Source organism: Cryobacterium sp. PH31-AA6 (genome assembly GCF_030063195.1).
In the GTDB taxonomy this organism is placed as follows: domain Bacteria; phylum Actinomycetota; class Actinomycetes; order Actinomycetales; family Microbacteriaceae; genus Cryobacterium.
The window spans coordinates 1-17,996 of sequence record NZ_JASISS010000001.1; the positions used below are offsets into that span (position 1 = coordinate 1).

Annotated in this window: 14 protein-coding genes and 1 pseudogene; 8 read left to right on the top strand and 7 right to left on the bottom strand. The window is 68.3% G+C overall.

Going from position 1 to position 17,996, the window contains the following annotated elements; all coding sequences use genetic code 11:
• Positions 1 to 287: pseudogene (locus QMG61_RS00005) on the top strand (HNH endonuclease); the annotation flags it as partial.
• 14 nt (positions 288 to 301) lie between these two features.
• On the opposite strand, the gene QMG61_RS00010 reads toward QMG61_RS00005, so the two are convergent.
• The 5 genes from QMG61_RS00010 to QMG61_RS00030 are packed head-to-tail and all read right to left on the bottom strand — an operon-like array spanning position 302 to position 4,464.
• Positions 302 to 658 carry a DUF1801 domain-containing protein gene (locus tag QMG61_RS00010; RefSeq protein WP_283492281.1) on the bottom strand — a complete coding sequence of 119 codons (357 nt, stop codon included), beginning with the start codon at positions 656 to 658 and terminating at the stop codon, positions 302 to 304.
• Positions 659 to 710: 52 nt separating this feature from the next.
• Positions 711 to 1,304, bottom strand: coding sequence for an energy-coupling factor transporter transmembrane component T family protein (locus QMG61_RS00015; RefSeq protein WP_283492282.1), 594 nt, complete (start codon positions 1,302 to 1,304; stop codon positions 711 to 713).
• A complete protein-coding gene (locus QMG61_RS00020; RefSeq protein WP_283492283.1) occupies positions 1,301 to 1,981 on the bottom strand; it encodes an energy-coupling factor ABC transporter ATP-binding protein in 681 nt (226 codons plus the stop codon). Before QMG61_RS00020 ends, QMG61_RS00015 begins: the two co-directional genes overlap by 4 nt.
• Positions 1,978 to 2,586, bottom strand: a complete 609-nt coding sequence (locus QMG61_RS00025; protein WP_283492284.1) for a biotin transporter BioY — start codon at positions 2,584 to 2,586, stop codon at positions 1,978 to 1,980. The genes QMG61_RS00020 and QMG61_RS00025 overlap by 4 nt, the downstream gene beginning before the upstream one ends.
• A gap of 45 nt (positions 2,587 to 2,631) precedes the next feature.
• Positions 2,632 to 4,464 carry a glycoside hydrolase family 15 protein gene (locus tag QMG61_RS00030; RefSeq protein WP_283492285.1) on the bottom strand — a complete coding sequence of 611 codons (1,833 nt, stop codon included), beginning with the start codon at positions 4,462 to 4,464 and terminating at the stop codon, positions 2,632 to 2,634.
• Positions 4,465 to 4,493: 29 nt separating this feature from the next.
• Between QMG61_RS00030 and QMG61_RS00035 the strand changes: the two genes are divergently transcribed.
• On the top strand, positions 4,494 to 5,870 hold the full coding sequence (locus tag QMG61_RS00035) for a glucose-6-phosphate dehydrogenase (RefSeq protein WP_283492286.1): 1,377 nt from the start codon (positions 4,494 to 4,496) through the stop codon (positions 5,868 to 5,870).
• A gap of 18 nt (positions 5,871 to 5,888) precedes the next feature.
• On the opposite strand, the gene QMG61_RS00040 is transcribed toward QMG61_RS00035, so the two are convergent.
• Positions 5,889 to 6,227 carry a hypothetical protein gene (locus tag QMG61_RS00040; RefSeq protein WP_283492287.1) on the bottom strand — a complete coding sequence of 113 codons (339 nt, stop codon included), beginning with the start codon at positions 6,225 to 6,227 and terminating at the stop codon, positions 5,889 to 5,891.
• Between the two features lie 144 nt (positions 6,228 to 6,371).
• Positions 6,372 to 6,560, bottom strand: a complete 189-nt coding sequence (locus QMG61_RS00045) for a hypothetical protein (protein WP_283492288.1) — start codon at positions 6,558 to 6,560, stop codon at positions 6,372 to 6,374.
• A gap of 116 nt (positions 6,561 to 6,676) precedes the next feature.
• Here QMG61_RS00045 and QMG61_RS00050 point away from each other — a divergent pair, with 116 nt between their 5' ends.
• The 6 genes from QMG61_RS00050 (at position 6,677) to QMG61_RS00075 (ending at position 17,996) form a co-directional block, all read left to right on the top strand.
• Entirely contained in the window at positions 6,677 to 7,291 is a 615-nt protein-coding gene (locus QMG61_RS00050; RefSeq protein WP_283492289.1) for a TetR/AcrR family transcriptional regulator, read from the top strand.
• Between the two features lie 4 nt (positions 7,292 to 7,295).
• Positions 7,296 to 10,178, top strand: a complete 2,883-nt coding sequence (locus QMG61_RS00055) for an MMPL family transporter (RefSeq protein WP_283492290.1) — start codon at positions 7,296 to 7,298, stop codon at positions 10,176 to 10,178.
• A complete protein-coding gene (locus QMG61_RS00060; protein ID WP_283492291.1) occupies positions 10,175 to 12,094 on the top strand; it encodes a YhgE/Pip family protein in 1,920 nt (639 codons plus the stop codon). The genes QMG61_RS00055 and QMG61_RS00060 overlap by 4 nt, the downstream gene beginning before the upstream one ends.
• A 111-nt stretch (positions 12,095 to 12,205) precedes the next feature.
• Positions 12,206 to 14,434, top strand: coding sequence for a bifunctional alpha,alpha-trehalose-phosphate synthase (UDP-forming)/trehalose-phosphatase (locus tag QMG61_RS00065; protein WP_283492610.1), 2,229 nt, complete (start codon positions 12,206 to 12,208; stop codon positions 14,432 to 14,434).
• Positions 14,435 to 14,443: 9 nt separating this feature from the next.
• A complete protein-coding gene (ilvD, locus tag QMG61_RS00070; RefSeq protein ID WP_283492292.1) occupies positions 14,444 to 16,138 on the top strand; it encodes a dihydroxy-acid dehydratase in 1,695 nt (564 codons plus the stop codon).
• 37 nt (positions 16,139 to 16,175) lie between these two features.
• Positions 16,176 to 17,996, top strand: a complete 1,821-nt coding sequence (locus QMG61_RS00075) for an acetolactate synthase large subunit (RefSeq protein ID WP_283492293.1) — start codon at positions 16,176 to 16,178, stop codon at positions 17,994 to 17,996.

Genomic DNA, 17,996 nt, shown 5'->3' on the forward strand with positions numbered 1-17,996 from the left:
TCGTGGGCTGCAACCGGTCCGCACGCAACGCGGAACTCGACCACACCCATGACTGGGCGCTGCTGGGCATGACCGCAGCCGACAACCTCGCCCACCTCTGCACGGCCAGCCACGCCCTGAAAACCCAGACCCGCTGGACCGTCGCCCAACAACCCGGCGGCATCCTCACCTGGACCTCACCCACCGGGCGCGACTTCACCACCGAACCCGCCACCGTGCTCCCCACCGGACCACCACCGACAGCGCCGCCGCAGCCGGCAGCCAACTACGACGACGCACCGTTCTGAGCGCCGGGCGGTGTCTAGGCTGCACCGAGTTCGCGCACCTGTCGGAGCCAGTCTGCCTGCAAGGGAAGATCGAGGTCCGAGTCGCTGTGGAGCTTCACCGAACTCATCGTGCCCGACCCGGCCGCTTCCAGGCGGCCGGAGGGATCCACGATCTCCTGGCCTCGCCAGAGAAGCAGGGTGACATAGGCCGGATAGGCCTTGAACCCGGCCACAGGGGTCTTGGCGGAGAGCCAGACGGGGTGGCCGTGCCACATCTGTCCGTCCGAACGCGGTAGCGCCGCGTCAAGTTGTTCCCGCAAGGTCTTGCCAATGTTGGCCAGGTAGTCGGGGAGGGCATCGAGGTACTCGTCAACGGTCGCGGGGGAGGACATGCTGGGCTCCTGACTTCGGCTGGCGCGGGCTCCCAATCTAGAGCGGATGCGCTCAGTCGTCGAGCCCGCGGGCCACCAAAGCCTCACCGATCGCATCCGCCGCGTACAGCGACCGCACGACAACGGGAACCGCCAGCGCCAGCAGGGAACCCTGGGTTCCTCTGGCCTTCCGGGCCTCACGCACCTCGGTGACGATCTCCGCAACGAGGGGGATGCAGCGCAGGGTGAGCGCGACCAGAAGGCCGACCCGATCCGCGTCGACCCAGCGACGGAACGGGCGCAGCAGCGCCTGGAATGCTTCCAGTACGGCCGTGACCGTGGTCGTGAGGGTGAACAGCGCAGCCAGGGCGACCGCGACGACCAGGCGCCCCGCCATCATGCCCGCGACCGTCCAGCCGGCGAACAACGCCTGAAACGGCACGGCGATGACCAGGATCCAGAGGATTGGCCCGATCTGCTGCCAGGCCGGCCGGGGTGGAATGCCGGCAATCACGTAGACAATGACCACCGCGGCGAGGGCGGTGAGGAGTTGCCACGGTTCGCCGAGCAGCCCCACCACGGTCACTGCGATGGAGAGCAGCAGCAGCTTGAGCAGGGTCGGCGTGCGGTGCACGACCGACTTTCCCGGGTGGTAGAGGCCGATCACGCGAGCAGCTCCCGATAGGCATCGATGGCCGTGTCCGGGGTGCCGTCGAAGGCCACCTCACCCTCCTCGATCACCACAACCCGGTCAAAGCCGGCGAGCAATTCGAGTTGGTGTGTCACGACGATGACCTGTTGGCTCAGCTCCCGCAGGAGTTCGCTGATCCGCCGGGCGTTCCGTGCGTCGAGGAGCGTGGTCGGTTCATCGGCCACGACGATGGAGGGTTCCGCGACGAGAACGGAGGCGAGCGCCAGCAGCTGCTTCTGGCCACCGGAGAGCCGGTGGGCCGGATGATCGGCATGGGCGCGGAGCCCGAATCGGTCGAGGGCATCGTTGGTGCGTTCGGTGACCTGTTCCCGGGTCAGCCCCCGACGGCGCAGCGTGAAGGCCACGTCCTCCTGCACGGTCGGCATGACGATCTGGTTGTCCGGATTGGTGAAGATGAACCCGACCTTCCGGCGCACCTCCCTGGTGTTCCGGGCCACGTCGAGGCCGTCGACGCTGACCGTACCGGCGGTGGGGGTGATCAGCCCGTTGATCATCCGGACCAGGGTGGACTTTCCGGAGCCGTTGGCCCCGACCACCCCGATCCGGTGTTCGGTGAGGTCGAGCCGGATGTCCCGCAGCACGCTGCGCTCCCCGTAGGAATGGGACACCCCCTCGAACGTGATCCGGGTCATCGACCAGTGTGCCCTGCCGCCAAGGCCGGCTTGGGCCGCACGGCGCCGGGGATCAGCCCGGGATACGCCCGGTGCACCTGGCGGGCGACCAGCACGGTCACGACGGCCTTGGCCACGTCACCGGGCAGGAACTTGACGCTGTCCGCAAGCGCGGCCCAGAGCGGCAGGCCCAGGTTCAGGGCGGTGACGGGAACGCCGAACAGGTAGATTGCGAAGACGCCGCCGAGGATTGTTGCACCCAGCGCCGGCCAGAACGGGTATTTCGGGAGCAGCACCGCGGTGAGGTAGCCGATCACCGCGACCCCCGCTAACCATCCGTAGAGGTAGCCGGCTGACGGTGACGTGGTGAACCAGACGAGGCCACCCCGGCCGCCGGAGAGGAGCGGGAGGCCGGCCGCAGTGAGCAGGAGCAAGAGGAGTACGGCGAAGAAGCCTTTGCGGGCCCCGAGGATTGCTCCCGCGAGCATCACGCCCAGCGTCTGGAAGGTGATCGGCACGGCGACGGCGCCGATCGTGAGGGCGCCGGGGAGCCCGAGTGCGGCGATCAGTGCGGCGAAGATGGCGATCTGAGCGAGATCGCGCACGGTGAGGGTTCGGGCTGTCATGTTCTACAATCTAGAATTCGCGGCACCTCCGCCGCTGGAGAAGACCTACAAAGAATCGGGCGAAACTCTGGTCGGCGCATCGTGCGTGGCCGCCGCCCCCGCGATGCCCGTGGAACGGGCGATCGCGTCGGCCGCCCGCACCAGGGCGAGGTGGCTGAGCGCCTGCGGGGTATTGCCGGCCTGCAGACCGGCCTCGACGTCATATTCCTCCGACAGAAGCCCCACGTCATTGGCGAAGCCGACCAGCCGGTCCATGAGGGCGACCGCGTCCGCGTCGCGACCGGAACTCGCATACTGCTCGACCAGCCAGAATGAGCAGGCCAGGAACGGATGCTCGCCGGCGGTCAGACCGTCGACGGCCGCGTCGGTGCGGTAACGCAGCACCAGGCCGCGCTGCAGCAGGTCGGCCTCGATCGCGGCGACTGTACCGAGCATCCGCGGGTCGTTGGCGTCGCAGAAGCCGACCTGGGGCAGAACGAGAAGGGAGGCGTCCACCTCGTCACCGCCGAAATACTGGGTGTAGCAGTTTCGGGCCCGGTTGAAGCCGCGGTCCTCGATTTCGCGGCGCACCACGTCTCGGAGTCGTTTCCAGCGTTCCATCGGGCCGTGCAGCCCGAACTCGGTCGCGCCGCGCACCAGCCGGTCGAACGCGGCCCAGACCATGACCCGGGAATGGGTGAATTCGCGGGCCGGCCCGCGCACCTCCCAGATTCCCTGGTCGGGCCGCGACCAGTTCTCCTCGAGGAAGCCGGCCAGGGCCAGCTGGAGCGGCCAGGAGAACTCGTTCTCGGTGACGCCGGCTTCGCGGGCGTCGTGCAGGGCGACCATTACCTCGCCGATCACGTCGGACTGGAACTGGTCGACGGCGCCGTTTCCCACCCGAACCGGTCCGGAACCCTGGTAACCGGGCAGGCTGCTGAGCTCTCTTTCGGGGAGATACCGTTCCCCGGCAAGCCCGTACAGGATCTGCACGTCGTTCGGGTCGCCCGCCACGGCCCGCAGCAGCCAGGCCCGCCAGTGCTTGGCCTCAGATTCGTACCCGTGCGCAAGCAGCACCGTCAGGGTCAGGGCAGCGTCCCGGAGCCACACGTAGCGGTAATCCCAGTTGCGATGACCGCCGCGCTGCTCCGGCAGGGAGGTCGTGGCCGCGGCGACGATGCCCCCGGTGGTTTCGTGGGTCAACGCGCGAAGCACGAGCATGGACCGTACGACCTCCTCGTGGTACGGCCCTTCGTGCGTGCAGTTCCTCGCCCAGTCGCGCCACCACGTGCACGTGATCTCACGGGTTACGGAGAAGTTCAGGGCGACGGGTGGCTCCCGGTGCGACGGATACCAACTCAACTGAAGATCGACGTCCTGGCCTGCCGCCACCGAAAACGTGGCCACGTGCCGATGGTCGGCGGCGTGCAACTCCGGTCCACGCACGATGATCGCGTCGGGGCCGGCCGCCGCGACCAGCCCGTGGTCGTCGGCGGTCTGCACCTGGCGCACCCACGGCATGGTCGTCGCGTAACCGAAACGGATGCGCAGATCCTCGGTCATCTCGACCGATCCACTGACCCCGTGCACCCGGCGCAGCACGTCCGCCCGATCCTCGGAGTGTGGCATGAAATCGACCACCTCGACCGAACCGGTGGCGGTCGTCCAGACCGTGCTGAGGATGAAGGTGTCCGCCTCGTACGAGCGGGTGCAGGTGGCCGTGGGATCGGCCGGGGCCAGGAGCCAGCGCCCGTGTTCCTCGTCTCCGAGCAGCGCCCCGAACATCGACGCCGAGTCGTACCGGGGGAGACAGAGCCAATCGATGCTCCCGTCCCGGCCGACGAGAGCTGCTGACTGAGAGTCACTGAGCAGGGCGTAATCCTCGATATTGAGTGCCATGAAGTCATCCTGCCAGCTACGTTGGGCTGATGAAGAAGCCAATCTCCACGCTCCTGATCCTCGGAGCCGGCGGCGACCTCGCCTCCCGGCTGCTCCTGCCAGCCCTCGGCCAGCTCCTCACCCGACACCCCGATCGGCGGGTTCGCCTGATCGGCGCCGGTCGCGAGGAGTTCACCGCGGCCGAGTGGCTGGCCAGGCTCAAGAAGTCATTCGCGCTTTCCGAGGCAACCGGTGCTGCGGTCGACGACATCCTGGCCACCACGGAGTACCACACCAGCGACCTGGCCGACCCGGACGAGCTGGAACGTCTGATCGCCCTGTGCCCCGGCGTGCCCGCGATCTATTTCGCCCTGCCGCCCGCCGTCGCCGCCGGCGTCTGCGACGCACTCGCCGACGTCGCCCTTCCCGATGGAACCCAACTCGCCCTGGAGAAACCGTTCGGCGTCGACGAGCAGAGCGCCATCGCCCTGAACGCGCGTCTGGCCCGGCTCGTTCCGGAGAATCAGATCCACCGGGTCGACCACTTCCTGGGGCGTTCCACGGTGCTCAACCTCGTGGGGCTGCGATTCGCCAACCGCATCTTCGAACCGCTCTGGAGCAACATCCACATCGAGCGGGTCGACGTCGTCTACGACGAGCAGCTCGGGTTGGAGGGCCGCGCCGGCTACTACGACAAGGCCGGGGCCATGGTCGACATGATCCAGAGCCATCTCCTGCAGGTTCTCGCCGTGCTGGCCATGGAGCCCCCGGCGTCGCTGGGAGCCGCCGACCTCCGCGATGCGAAGGGCATCGTGCTCAGGGCCACCCGGTTGCGCGGCGGCAGCCCAACCCGGTCGACCCGGCGAGGCCGCTATACCGCGGGTTCGGTCGACGGCAAGCAGGTGCCGGCCTACCTCGACGAAGACGGGGTCCGGGCGGTCAACCACACCGAGACCCTTGCCGAGGTGACCTTCGAAATCAACAACTGGCGTTGGGCGGGAGTGCCATTCACCCTCCGCTCGGGGAAGGCACTGAGTTCCAGACGACGAGAGATCGCCATCACCTTCAAGGCCGTACCGCACCTGCCGACCGGGCTGACCGGGCTGCCGGGGCCGACCGTCCTGCGAATCTTCCTCGGCCCGGATGAGATGGCCATCGACCTCAACCTGAACGGGCCGGGAGACCCGCGCACTCTCGATCAGGTGCGACTCGGGGCCTCATTCGGACCGGGCCAGTTGCTGGCCTACGGTGAGGTGCTCGAAGGTGTGCTCGATTCAGACCCTGCGCTGTCGGTTCGCGCGGACGCGGCGGTGGAATGCTGGAGGATCGTCGCACCGGTGCTTGAGGCCTGGCGTGCGGGCAAGGTGCCACTGGAGCCCTACCCGGCCGGGTCGGATGGGCCGGCCGAATGGAAAAAGCTCGGCTGAGTCGGTGCGCTGAGCGGGTCAGGCGACGAGGCGAGCGCGCTCCGCGGCCGAGAAACTGGGGAGGTGCACGGGGGCATTCGATGCCGCCCGTTCGGGTTCGGCCCACACCGAGATGGGAGCGGGAGTCCACGGCAGCGCGGTGGGCTCTGCGACGACCTCTCCGCGCAGCAGTGCGGTTTCCGAGCGCAGCACTTCGGTCAGCGAGGCGGCGATCTGGTGGGCCTTGAGGCCGTGGAAGATCACGTCGGTGTCGTTCTCGCTGCGGGGCACGAGAGTCCATTTGCCCTGCGCGCCCACCAGTTCAGACAACTGGCCGTGCAGGAGAGCGAAAACCTGCTCATCGCTGAGCTCAGGCACGGGCGTAGGTGCGGCAATGACCGGTGCGACGCGACGTCGGCGACCAAACATCGGGAGCCCCTCTCAATTGGCATGCTGGTGTTGATACCAGTCTGCCGGTCGGGTGGGCGCCGTTCCGGCTGACACGCCGGGTGAATGCGTAAGTCAGCTCTCGATTTGCCGTTCGTCGGCGTCTTTTACGACCGTTCCGATGGCAACCGCCGCGCTGAGAGCCCAGCCGAGCCACATCAGGACCAGTCGCCAGTCGCGCGGCCCCTGCCTGGTGGCCTGCAGAATATTCCAGCCACCGGCAACGACGCCGATGATGGCGGTACTGAAGATGAATTTTCGCATTGAAGGCCTCCTCCGTCCTACGCTACCCGGCCTGGCGGTGTCGCGGTTCCTGCGTGTTGTCTCGGAGTCTGACCGATCGTGCAGATCCTGACCGATCGGTCAACTAGCGTGGGCGAGTGCCTATCGATTCCGTATCGCCCCATCCTGCAGCTCGACCGAACGCCGGCCAGGAACTGCGGGCCACCGCCCTGGCCCAGTTCGCGTCGATCGGGTTCGCCGGCACCTCCCTGCAACAGATCGCCGACGCGGCCGGATATTCCAAGTCGAGCGTGCTCTACCATTTCGCGTCGAAGGAGGCCCTCCTCGGGGAGGTCCTCACTCCGGCGATCGACCGGCTCGAACTCATCCTCGACCGGTTCGTCGCTTCTCCCGGCGAGAGCGAGTCCAGACGGCGGTTCGTCGACGACTTCATCGACTTTCTGCTTGAGTTTCGGCTCGAGCTGCACACCTTCATCAACCAGGCGCAGTCGCTCAGGGGAATCCCGGTGATCGACCGGGCGGGAGCCCTGATCGTGCGCCTCTCCGACACCCTCTGTCATGAGCAAGCCAGCACGGAGGACCGCATCCGTTTCGGCATCGCGCTCGGTGGCGCCGCGTACACCCTCGTCGCGGGGATGACGTTTCTCAGCAAGGACATCGCCCCCGCCGACGAGATCCGCGAGGCCCTCTCCGTGGTGATCACCGAACTGCTCGCCCCCGTGGCCGTCCACACGATTCAGTCTCGGGAGTAGCCCCATGGCCACCATGCTCTACCGCATCGGGCACTTCGCCTACCGCCGCGCCTGGCTCGTGCTCGGTATCTGGGTACTGCTCCTCGCCGGGATCCTCGGTGGAGGCTTCGCCCTGGGCGGCCAGACCCAGGAGTCCTACGCGATCCCCGGGACCGAATCGCAGGACACCATCGACAAGCTCGCCGAGGTGTTCCCCGCCGCGGCAGGCGCCCAGGTGCAGGTCGTCTACCGGGCGCCCGACGGGGCATCCGTCACCGCGCCCGCCTACCGCGCCGCCATCGAGGAGATGGCCACCGCTATCGGCGACGTGCCCGGTGTGAACACGGTCATCACTCCGTTCTCGGAATATGCCTCCGGCGCGATCTCCCAGGACGAATCGACCGCGTTCAGCCAGGCCCAGCTCAGCGGGCCGTCGACCGAGGTGACGCAGGCCACTCTCGACGGTCTCACCGAGACGGCCGCGATCGGCGAGGATGCCGGGCTGCAGGTTGCCTTCGGCGGGCAGGTGTTCCAGGACAACTCGTTCGGTATCACGATCACCGAGGTCTTCGGGCTGCTCTTCGCCGGGGTCGTCTTGCTGGTCACCTTCGGTTCGCTCGTCTCAGCCGGAATGCCGCTGCTGATGGCCCTGATCGGAGTCGGCGTCGCAATCGGCGGCATCACCGCAATCTCCGCGTTCGTCCCGGTCTCGAGCACCGCGCCCATGCTCGCGCTCATGCTCGGCCTCGCCGTGGGCATCGACTACTCCCTGTTCATCCTGTCCAGGCACCGCACCCAGTTGGCCCGCGGCACCGACCCTCACGATTCCGCCGCCACCGCCGTCGCCACGGCCGGCAGCGCCGTCGTGTTCGCCGGCCTGACCGTGATCATCGCCCTGCTCGGGCTCCTTGTCGTCGGGATCCCGTTCCTCAGCGTGATGGGAGTTGCCGCGGCGTTCGCGGTCTTCGTCTCGATCGGTGTGGCGATCACCCTCCTGCCCGCCATCCTCGGTCTGGCCGGGGGGAGACTCGCCCCGAAACCGGGCGGTCGTGCCCACCGACGCGCCATGATGCCGGACACCGGGCGTCCCACCCTGGGGCGGCTCTGGGTGGGCATCGTGCTCAAGGCTCCTGCCCTCGTGGTGATCGTGGTCGTGGGGATCCTCGGAACGCTGGCGATTCCCGCGCTTAGCCTGGACCTCAACCTGCCCGACGGGGCCTCGGAACCGGCCGCCTCGACCCAGTACAAGGCCTTCAACCTGATCGAGGACGGCTTCGGGCCCGGCTACAACGGGCCGCTGATCGTGGTCGTCGACATCACCCAGACCACGGAGATTTTCGCCGACCTCGACACCATCGGCGCACGGCTGCGCGCCCTGCCCGATGTCGCCTTCGTGAGCAAGGGAACACCGAATCCGACGGTCGACACGGCCATCATCCAGGTGATGCCGGGCAGCGCTCCCAATGCACAGGAGACCAAGGACCTCGTGCAGTCGATCAGGGCCATCGCCCCTGAGATCGACGCATCGCTGGGCACCCCCATCGCGGTGACCGGTGCCACGGCGGTCTCGATCGACATCTCCAACCGGCTCAGCAATGCCCTCATCCCGTTCGCGCTGATCGTGGTCGGGCTGTCGATCATCCTGCTCACCATGGTCTTCCGCTCGATCTTCGTGCCAATCAAGGCTGCGCTGGGCTTCCTGCTCTCCGTCTTCGCGTCGATCGGCGCCACCGTGGCGATCTTCCAATGGGGGTGGTTCGCCGACCTGATCGGCGTCGCCAACCCGGGGCCGATCCTGAGCTTCCTGCCGATCCTCCTGATGGCGGTGCTCTTCGGACTCGCCATGGACTACGAGGTCTTCCTCGTCTCCGGGATGCGTGAGGAATTCGTGGCCACGGGCCGGCCGCACGACGCCATCGTGCACGGCTTCTCCCACGCGGCGCGCGTTGTCACGGCGGCGGCGCTGATCATGTTCTTCGTTTTCTTCGCTTTCGTGCCGGAGGGAACGGGGGCGATCAAGGGAATCGCCTTCGCCCTGGCCATCGGGGTGTTCCTCGACGCCTTCCTCGTGCGGATGACCCTGGTCCCGGCGGCGATGGCCCTGGCCGGCAGATGGGCGTGGTGGTTGCCACGCCCACTCGACCGGCTCCTACCCAACGTCGATATCGAGGGCGTGGGCCTCCGTCGTCACCTGGACGACAGCGCCTGGGCCGGTGATCAGGATGCCGCGATCACCGCGGAGGGGGCCGTGTTCGGCCTGCCGGGGAGCCCGCTCGGGCCGCTCGATCTCTCGGTCTCCGCCGGCTCGGTTGTGTTCGTCGCCGGCACCGCGACCCACCGCCGCGTGCTCGCGGCGACCCTCGCCGGGCGTCTCGACCCGGTTTCCGGCCGACTCCAGGTCTGTGGCGCCCCGCTCCCGAGTGAGCGGAGCCGGGCGATGCGCCTGGTCGCGCTCGCCGATGTCGGCGAGTGGAGCGACAACGGTCTCACCGCAGGCGAGGTGCTGGCCGAACGTCTGGACCTCGCTCATTCGTGGCACCGCGCGGCCCGCCGCCGCGCCGAACTCGGGGTCTGGCTGGAGCGGCTGAACACGGCCCTCACCCTGGGGCCCCGCGCAGAGGTGGTCGCGGCCGGCACGCCCATGTCCTCGCTGTCCGCCGTTGCCCGAGCCGCGGTGCTGGTCGCCGCGGCGCTCGCCGAACGCCCCCGCATCGTCTTCGCCGATCTCGGTGGCGGTCTCCCCGCTGACCCGGACGGCCGGGACCTCCCCACCATACTGGCGGCCCTGGCCCCCGCCGCGACCACGCTCGTGCTCGGTTCAACCGCCGGCGAACCCGGCTCCCCGGGCGACTACGGCGCACGTGGAGTACAGGCCATCACCCTCGACCGAAAGGCCCTCCAGCGATGAACACAAGGCTTGAGCGGCTGTTCAGCCGCACGCCGGGGCAACGACGGTGGACCTTCGGGGCGCTGCTGGCCGGGTTGATCGTCGTTCCCCTGGCCGTCGCAGGCCTGTTCGCCGGCGCCCTCGCGAGCGCCGACCAGCGCACGGACACCCTGCCGGCACTGGTCGTCAACAATGACACCTTCGTCACCACCACCCTGCCGGACGGCTCCGAACAGCCGGTGCTCGCCGGCCGGCAACTCGTCACCGAGCTGACGAAACCCGCGACGCCGGGCTCCTCCTCCACCGGTTTCGCCTGGGCGATCTCCAATTCTGCGGATGCCGCCAGCGCGCTCGCCGAGGGCCGCGCCTACGCCGTACTCACCATTCCGGACGATTTCTCCGCGTCGGTCACCTCCCTGGGCGGCTCGACGCCCACGCGCGCCGACCTCGGAATCCGCACCGACGACGCTCACTCCTATCTGGCCGGTTCGGTCGCGCAATCGGTGGGCACCGCGATGACCGGCGTCTTCGGGAGTGAAATCACCGCGCAGTATCTCAGTGCCCTCTACACGAACCTGTCCGGGTTGAGTGATTCCCTCAGCCAGGCCGCAGACGGTGCCGCCGAGGTTTCCTCCGGTGTGACCGGCGTCGCCACTGGCCTGGACAGCCTGGCCGACGGGACGGCCTCCGCGGCCTCCGGCGCGGCCTCCGCGGCCTCCGGCGCCGCATCGCTCGCCTCCGGGGTTGCTGGGTACACCGGAGGGGTGGACGCACTCAGCTCGGGACTGGCCGCGCTTGACACGGGGACAGCCGGACTCGGCATGCTCAGTGACGGCTGGGCGCAGTACACCGGGGGAGTGGGCAGCGCCGCCGCGGGCTTCGAGTCCCTGACCGGCGCGCTGCTGGCCAACCCGGCAAACGCTCCGTACGCCCAGTCCCTGGCCGAGTACCAGGCAGTTCTCGATGGTCTGGCCGGGCAGGGGAGCGCGCTCAGCGACCAGACAGCCGCCGCCGTCGAGGGCGTTCAGGGTGGGATCGCCCAGAGCGCGGCGGGTGCGTCCCGCCTCGCCGCCGGGTCGGCCGGGTTGCGCACGGGCGCCGGCGATCTGGCGTCAGGGGTCACCGGGCTTTCCGACGGAGTCTCCGGACTATCGGGCGGAACCGCGGCCGCGGCATCCGGCGCCCACGAGCTCGAATCCGGTGCCGGCGATCTTGCCGCCGGGCTGAGGGACGGCGCGGCGGGGGCCAAAAAGCTGGGCGAGATCGACCCCAAGCAGACCGCCGACGTCGTGTCCGAACCGGTCGGAATCGTGAGCACCCGCAACAACCCGGTCGACTCGATCGGGCCGATCATCGGCATGCTCTTCGTGCCGGTCGGCCTCTGGATCGGCGCCCTGGCAATCTTTCTCGTGCTGAGGCCGCTTTCCGCAACGGCGCTCGCCTCCACGGCCACGACCGGCCGCCTGGTCGGGCGCGGCCTGGGCCGGGCCTTCCTGATCGCGGCGGCCCAGGCGGTAGTGGTCGTGGCGCTGCTGCACAACTCGCTTGGCGTGTCCTGGCAGCTGCTGCCGTCGACCCTCGCGTTCGCGGTCTTCCTCGCCTTCGTTTTCGTCGCCGTGCACCACTTCCTCGCCACAGCGTTCGGCCGGGTCGGGATCGTCATCTCCCTCGTGCTGCTCGCGCTCCAGATCACCTCGGTCGGTGGCCTCTATCCGATCGAGCTGGTGGCCAAACCGTTCCAGCTGGTCAGCCCGTTCCTGCCGCTGACCTGGGCCGTACGCGGCATGCAGGCCGTCGTCGCCGGCGATGGCGCGGGTGCGACCGCGCCCGCCGCCATCCTCGCCCTGTTCGCACTCGGGGCGGTGTCTCTCTCGCTGGGAACCGTCGTCAGGCGGCGCGGGGCCCGCTCATTCGGGTTCGCCCTGGCCCGCGGCTGACCAGTCGGGCGGGACCCCACCGTGTCCCGGCGGCGTTTGCGGACCGGCTGGTAACCTGTGACAAACAGCAAAAATGATCGCGCGCGGCGCGCGCAGGAACGAGAAGAACTCATCTCGCCAGCAGCCGAATCCCCGCAGGTAGACAGCCGGCAGACCACGTATTCCCTGGTCGTCGTGTCGAACCGTTTGCCGGTTGATTTCGAGGTTGCCGAAGACGGCACGGAAAGCTGGCGCACCTCGCCCGGCGGACTGGTCACCGCGCTCGAGCCCCTGATGCGCTCCTCCGACGGAGCCTGGGTGGGCTGGCCGGGAGTTGCCGACCGATCCTTCGCCCCGTTCGTCAACGACGGGATCTCCATCGTCCCCATCCGGCTGAGCGAGGCGGAGTTGGAGGACTACTACGAAGGCTTCTCGAACGACACGATCTGGCCGCTCTACCACGACGTGATCGCTCCGCCGAGCTTCCATCGCGAGTGGTGGGAAGCCTATGTGCGGGTCAACCAGCGCTTCGCTGAGGAAGCGGCCGCCGTCGCCTCGCACGGCGCGACCGTCTGGGTGCACGACTACCAGCTTCAGCTCGTGCCCCGCATGTTGCGCGAGGCCCGTCCCGACCTCGTGATCGGCTTCTTCAACCACATTCCTTTTCCGCCATATGGGATCTATGCCCAGCTGCCCTGGCGCAAACAGATCATCGACGGCCTCCTCGGTGCCGACCTGATCGGCTTCCAGCGAACGGCCGACGCCGGCAACTTCTCCCGGGCCGTGCGCCGCCTCTACGGTTATCCGACCCGCGGGGTGGCCATCGACGTCCCCGGGCAGAACGGTGTGCAGCGCCGCGTCATCGCCAAGCCCTTCCCGATCTCGATCGACGCCAAGGCCTACGAGGAACTGGCCAGGAACCCCGAGGTGCAGGCGAGGGCACGGCAGATTCGCGAAGACCTCGGCAACCCGAAGACGATCATGCTGGGCGTGGACCGCCTCGACTACACGAAGGGCATCGCGCACCGGATCAAGGCCTTCGGTGAACTCCTCGAGGACGGCAGCGTGAGCGTGGAGGACGTGACCCTGGTGCAGGTCGCCAGCCCGTCCCGTGAGCGGGTGGGGCCGTATATCGCCCTGCGGGATGAGATCGAACTCGCCGTCGGACGTCTCAATGGCGACTACTCCACGATCAGCCACACCGCGATCAGCTATCACCACCACGGATACCCGCGCGAAGAAATGGTGGCGCTGTACCTCGCCGCAGACGTGATGCTCGTCACCGCGCTCCGAGACGGGATGAACCTCGTCGCCAAGGAGTACGTCGCCGTTCGTTTCGACCGCGACGGCGTACTCGTGCTCAGCGAGTTCGCCGGCGCCGCGGACGAGCTCAAGCAGGCCGTCCTGATCAACCCGCACGACATCGACGGGGTCAAGGCGGCGATCCTCCGAGCCATCTCCATGCCGCGACAGGAGCGGCTGCGACGGATGCGCGCCCTGCGCCGCAAGGTCTTCGACAACGACGTGGCCGCCTGGTCCTCGTCCTTCCTCCGTACCCTGACCGAAGGAGCAGCCGTCCGCCCGGGAATCCCCGACGCTCTCGCCGACGCCCTGCGCGACGTCAGCAGTGCCGGAACGCTGCTCGTCGCCCTCGATTTCGACGGGACCCTCGCACCGCACGTTGACGAGCCGGAAGACGCGCGTGCCATCGACGGCACCGGGGCCGCCGTGCAACGCCTGCTCGACCTGGACGGTGTGCGAGTCGCCTTCGTTTCGGGTCGCGCCCTGGTCAGCCTGCGGCACGTCTCCGAGCCGCAGGATGATGTGCTGCTGGCCGGCTCGCACGGGATCGAGGTGCAGTTGCAGGCGCCGGAGATCCAACTTGACCTCGGCGCCGCAGAGCTGGAGCAGCTTGACACCCTCTCCGAGGTGCTCGAACGCATCTCCGGATCGGTCGCCGGTACCTGGATCGAACGCAAACCGGCAGGACTCGCCCTGCACACCCGGCTCGTCACCCCGCAGGCCGGTCAGGCGGCACAGAGAGAGGCCAGGGAACAACTCGGCGCCCTCCTGCCGGAACTGACCGTGCGCGGGGGAAAGAACGTGATCGAATTCGCGGTGCGTTCCAGCACCAAGGGCGACGCCATCGAGCGCCTGCGCCGGCACACCGGTGCCGACCATGTCGTCTACGCCGGGGACGACCTGACCGACGAGGACGCGTTCGCCGTGCTCGGCGATGGGGATCTGGGCCTGAAGGTCGGCGCGGGCGCATCCCTCGCCGGCTACCGGGTTCGCGGCCCCGAGGATGTCCTGCTCGTCCTGGGCATGATCGCCGACTTGCGGGCCGCCGCGACGTCTTAGACTCAATGCATGCCTGAGTATGATCTGAAACCGCGAAGCCGCGACGTCACCGATGGAATCGAAGCCACCACCTCACGGGGCATGCTTCGCGCCGTCGGCATGGGAGACGCCGATTGGGACAAACCCCAGATCGGAATCGCCAGCTCCTGGAACGAGATCACCCCGTGCAACCTGTCCCTGGACCGCCTCGCGCAGGCGGCCAAGGAGGGCGTGCACTCCGGCGGCGGCTACCCGCTGCAGTTCGGCACGATCTCGGTCTCCGACGGCATCTCGATGGGCCACGAGGGCATGCACTTCTCCCTCGTCTCCCGTGAGGTCATTGCGGACTCCGTCGAGGTCGTCATGCAGGCCGAGCGCCTCGACGGCTCGGTGCTGCTCGCCGGCTGCGACAAGTCCCTTCCCGGCATGCTGATGGCCGCCGCCCGCCTCGACCTCGCCAGCGTCTTCCTCTATGCCGGTTCGATCGCGCCCGGCTGGGTGAAGCTCTCGGACGGCACCGAGAAGGACATCACCATCATCGACTCGTTCGAGGCGGTCGGCGCGGTGAAGGCCGGACGGATGACCGAGGCCGACGCCAAGCGGATCGAATGCGCCTTCGCCCCCGGCGAGGGTGCCTGCGGCGGCATGTACACCGCCAACACCATGGCGAGCGTCGCAGAGGCCCTGGGAATGAGCCTGCCCGGATCCGCCTCGCCGGCCTCGGCCGACCGTCGCCGTGACTACTTTGCTCGGCGGTCCGGTGAGGCAGTCGTCAACCTGCTGCGCCTGGGTATCACCGCGCGCGACATCCTCACCCGCAAGGCCTTCGAAAACGCGATCGCCGTGGCCATGGCCTTCGGCGGATCCACGAACGTCGTGCTGCACCTTCTCGCCATCGCGCACGAGGCCGACGTCGACCTGAGCCTTGACGACTTCAACCGGATCGGCGACAAGGTGCCGCACATCGGCGACCTCAAGCCGTTCGGCAAGTACGTCATGAACGACGTCGACCGTCAGGGCGGCGTGCCCGCCGTGATGCGGGCGCTCCTCGAGGCCGGCCTCATCCACGGCGACGCGCTCACCGTGACCGGTAAGACCGTGGCCGAGAACCTCGCGGAGATCGACCCGCCCGACCTCGACGGGGAGGTTCTGCGCACCCTGGACAACCCGATCCACGCCAGCGGCGGCATCACCATCCTCAAGGGAACGATGGCGCCGGAGGGCGCCGTCGTGAAGACCGCCGGCTTCGACAGTGACGTCTTCGTCGGCCCGGCCCGCGTGTTCGAACGGGAACGGGCCGCAATGGACGCGCTCACCGTCGGCGGGATCGAGAAGGGCGACGTCGTCATCATCCGTTACGAGGGTCCGAAGGGCGGCCCCGGCATGCGCGAGATGCTCTCGATCACCGCGGCCATCAAGGGCGCCGGGCTCGGTGCCGATGTACTACTGTTAACGGACGGCAGATTCTCAGGCGGCACAACCGGACTGTGTATCGGCCACATAGCACCCGAAGCGGTGGACGCAGGTCCAATCGCCTTCGTGCGCGATGGTGATCTCATACGGGTCGATATCGCAGCTCGCACGCTCGACCTACTGGTCGACCCTGAAGAGCTGGCTGCACGGCGCATCGGCTGGGCTCCACTCCCACCGCGCTACACCCGGGGAGTACTCGCGAAGTACTCCAAGCTCGTCCAGTCAGCGGCCGTCGGCGCCGTGACCGGCTAGCGCTCACCATTCGTCAACGAACTAGGGACTTGATCTCATGACCGCGGATTCACCCGTGCCATCGCCATCACCCTCGCCCGCCGCGCCCGGCCTGTCCGGCGCCGGCGTCGAGCCGGAGATCCTCACCGGCTCAGGGGCCATCATCCGCAGCCTCGAGCTGCTCGGCGTCACCGACGTCTTCGGCCTCCCGGGCGGCGCCGTCATCCCGCTCTACGACGAGCTGATGACCCAGGACGCCATCCGGCACATCCTGGTGCGCCACGAGCAGGGTGCCGGCCACGCCGCCGAGGGCTACGCCTCCGCGAGTGGACGGGTCGGCGTCGCCATTGCGACGAGCGGCCCCGGGGCCACGAACCTGGTCACCGCCATCGCCGACGCCTACATGGACTCGGTGCCGATCGTCTGCATCACCGGCCAGGTCTTCTCCACCCTGATGGGCACGGACGCCTTCCAGGAGGCCGACATCGTCGGCATCACCATGCCGATCACCAAGCACTCCTTCCTCGTCAAGCGGCCGGAGGACATCCCCGCCGCCATCGCCTCCGCGCACCTGATCGCGTCGACCGGCCGGCCCGGCCCGGTGCTCGTGGACATCACGAAGGACGCCCAGCAGAACAAGGCCCCGTTCATCTGGCCGCCCAAGCTGGACCTGCCCGGCTACCGGCCGATCACCAAGGCCCACGGCAAGCAGGTGCAGGCAGCCGCCCAGCTGCTCGCCGAATCCCGCAAGCCGGTGCTCTACGTCGGCGGCGGCGTCATTCGCGCCCGCGCGTCCGAGGAACTCCTCGCCTTCGCCGAGTTGACCGGCACGCCCGTCGTCACCACGCTGATGGCCCGCGGCGCCTTCCCCGACTCGCACGAGCAGCACCTGGGCATGCCGGGGATGCACGGCACGGTCTCCGCGGTGCTCGCCCTGCAGGAGGCCGACCTGATCATCGCCCTCGGCGCCCGCTTCGACGACCGGGTGACCGGCAAGGTGTCCGAATTCGCGCCGCACGCGACCATCGTGCACGTCGACGTCGACCCGGCCGAGATCTCGAAGATCCGCACCGCGGACGTGCCCATCGTCGGCGACGCCAAGGACGTGATCGCCGACCTCACCGTCGCCTACGCGACCGCCGTCAAGACGACGACCCCCGACATCAGCGTCTGGTGGACCTACCTCAACGGCCTGCGCGAGGAGTTCCCCCTCGGCTACTCCGAGCCGACCGACGGCCTGCTCGCCCCGCAGTACGTGATCAAACGGATCGGCGAACTCACCGGCCCGGAGGGCGTCTACGCCGCCGGCGTCGGCCAACACCAGATGTGGGCGGCCCAGTACATCAAGTACGAACGGCCCAACTCCTGGCTCAACTCGGGCGGCGCGGGAACCATGGGGTACTCCGTGCCCGCCGCGATGGGCGCCAAGGTCGCCGAACCCGACCGGGTCGTCTGGTCGATCGACGGCGACGGATGCTTCCAGATGACCAACCAGGAACTGGCCACCTGCACGATCAACAACATCCCGATCAAGGTCGCGATCATCAACAACTCGTCGCTCGGCATGGTGCGCCAGTGGCAGACCCTGTTCTACGACGGACGGCACTCCTTCACCGACCTGAACACCGGGCACGGCTCGGCGATGGTGCCCGACTTCGTGAAGCTGGCCGAGGCCTATGGCGCCCTGGGCATCCGGGTCACCAGCGCGGACCAGGTCGACGACGCGATCAAGCTGGCCCTCGCGACCAACGACCGTCCGGTCGTGATCGACTTCATCGTCAGCCGGGACGCGATGGTCTGGCCGATGGTGCCGCAGGGCGTCAGCAATAGTTACGTTCAATACGCCAAGGACCATGCACCGACCTGGGGAGAGGAATAA

What these genes read in the sequence shown, in the direction of transcription:
- QMG61_RS00035 (WP_283492286.1), top strand. Translation starts at nt 4,494, where the DNA reads ATGAAGAAGCCAATCTCCACGCTCCTGATCCTCGGAGCCGGCGGCGAC.
- QMG61_RS00025 (WP_283492284.1), bottom strand. Translation starts at nt 2,586, where the DNA reads ATGACAGCCCGAACCCTCACCGTGCGCGATCTCGCTCAGATCGCCATC.
- QMG61_RS00075 (WP_283492293.1), top strand. Translation starts at nt 16,176, where the DNA reads ATGACCGCGGATTCACCCGTGCCATCGCCATCACCCTCGCCCGCCGCG.
- QMG61_RS00055 (WP_283492290.1), top strand. Translation starts at nt 7,296, where the DNA reads ATGGCCACCATGCTCTACCGCATCGGGCACTTCGCCTACCGCCGCGCC.
- QMG61_RS00020 (WP_283492283.1), bottom strand. Translation starts at nt 1,981, where the DNA reads ATGACCCGGATCACGTTCGAGGGGGTGTCCCATTCCTACGGGGAGCGC.
- QMG61_RS00010 (WP_283492281.1), bottom strand. Translation starts at nt 658, where the DNA reads ATGTCCTCCCCCGCGACCGTTGACGAGTACCTCGATGCCCTCCCCGAC.
- ilvD (WP_283492292.1), top strand. Translation starts at nt 14,444, where the DNA reads ATGCCTGAGTATGATCTGAAACCGCGAAGCCGCGACGTCACCGATGGA.
- QMG61_RS00060 (WP_283492291.1), top strand. Translation starts at nt 10,175, where the DNA reads ATGAACACAAGGCTTGAGCGGCTGTTCAGCCGCACGCCGGGGCAACGA.
- QMG61_RS00045 (WP_283492288.1), bottom strand. Translation starts at nt 6,560, where the DNA reads ATGCGAAAATTCATCTTCAGTACCGCCATCATCGGCGTCGTTGCCGGT.
- QMG61_RS00030 (WP_283492285.1), bottom strand. Translation starts at nt 4,464, where the DNA reads ATGGCACTCAATATCGAGGATTACGCCCTGCTCAGTGACTCTCAGTCA.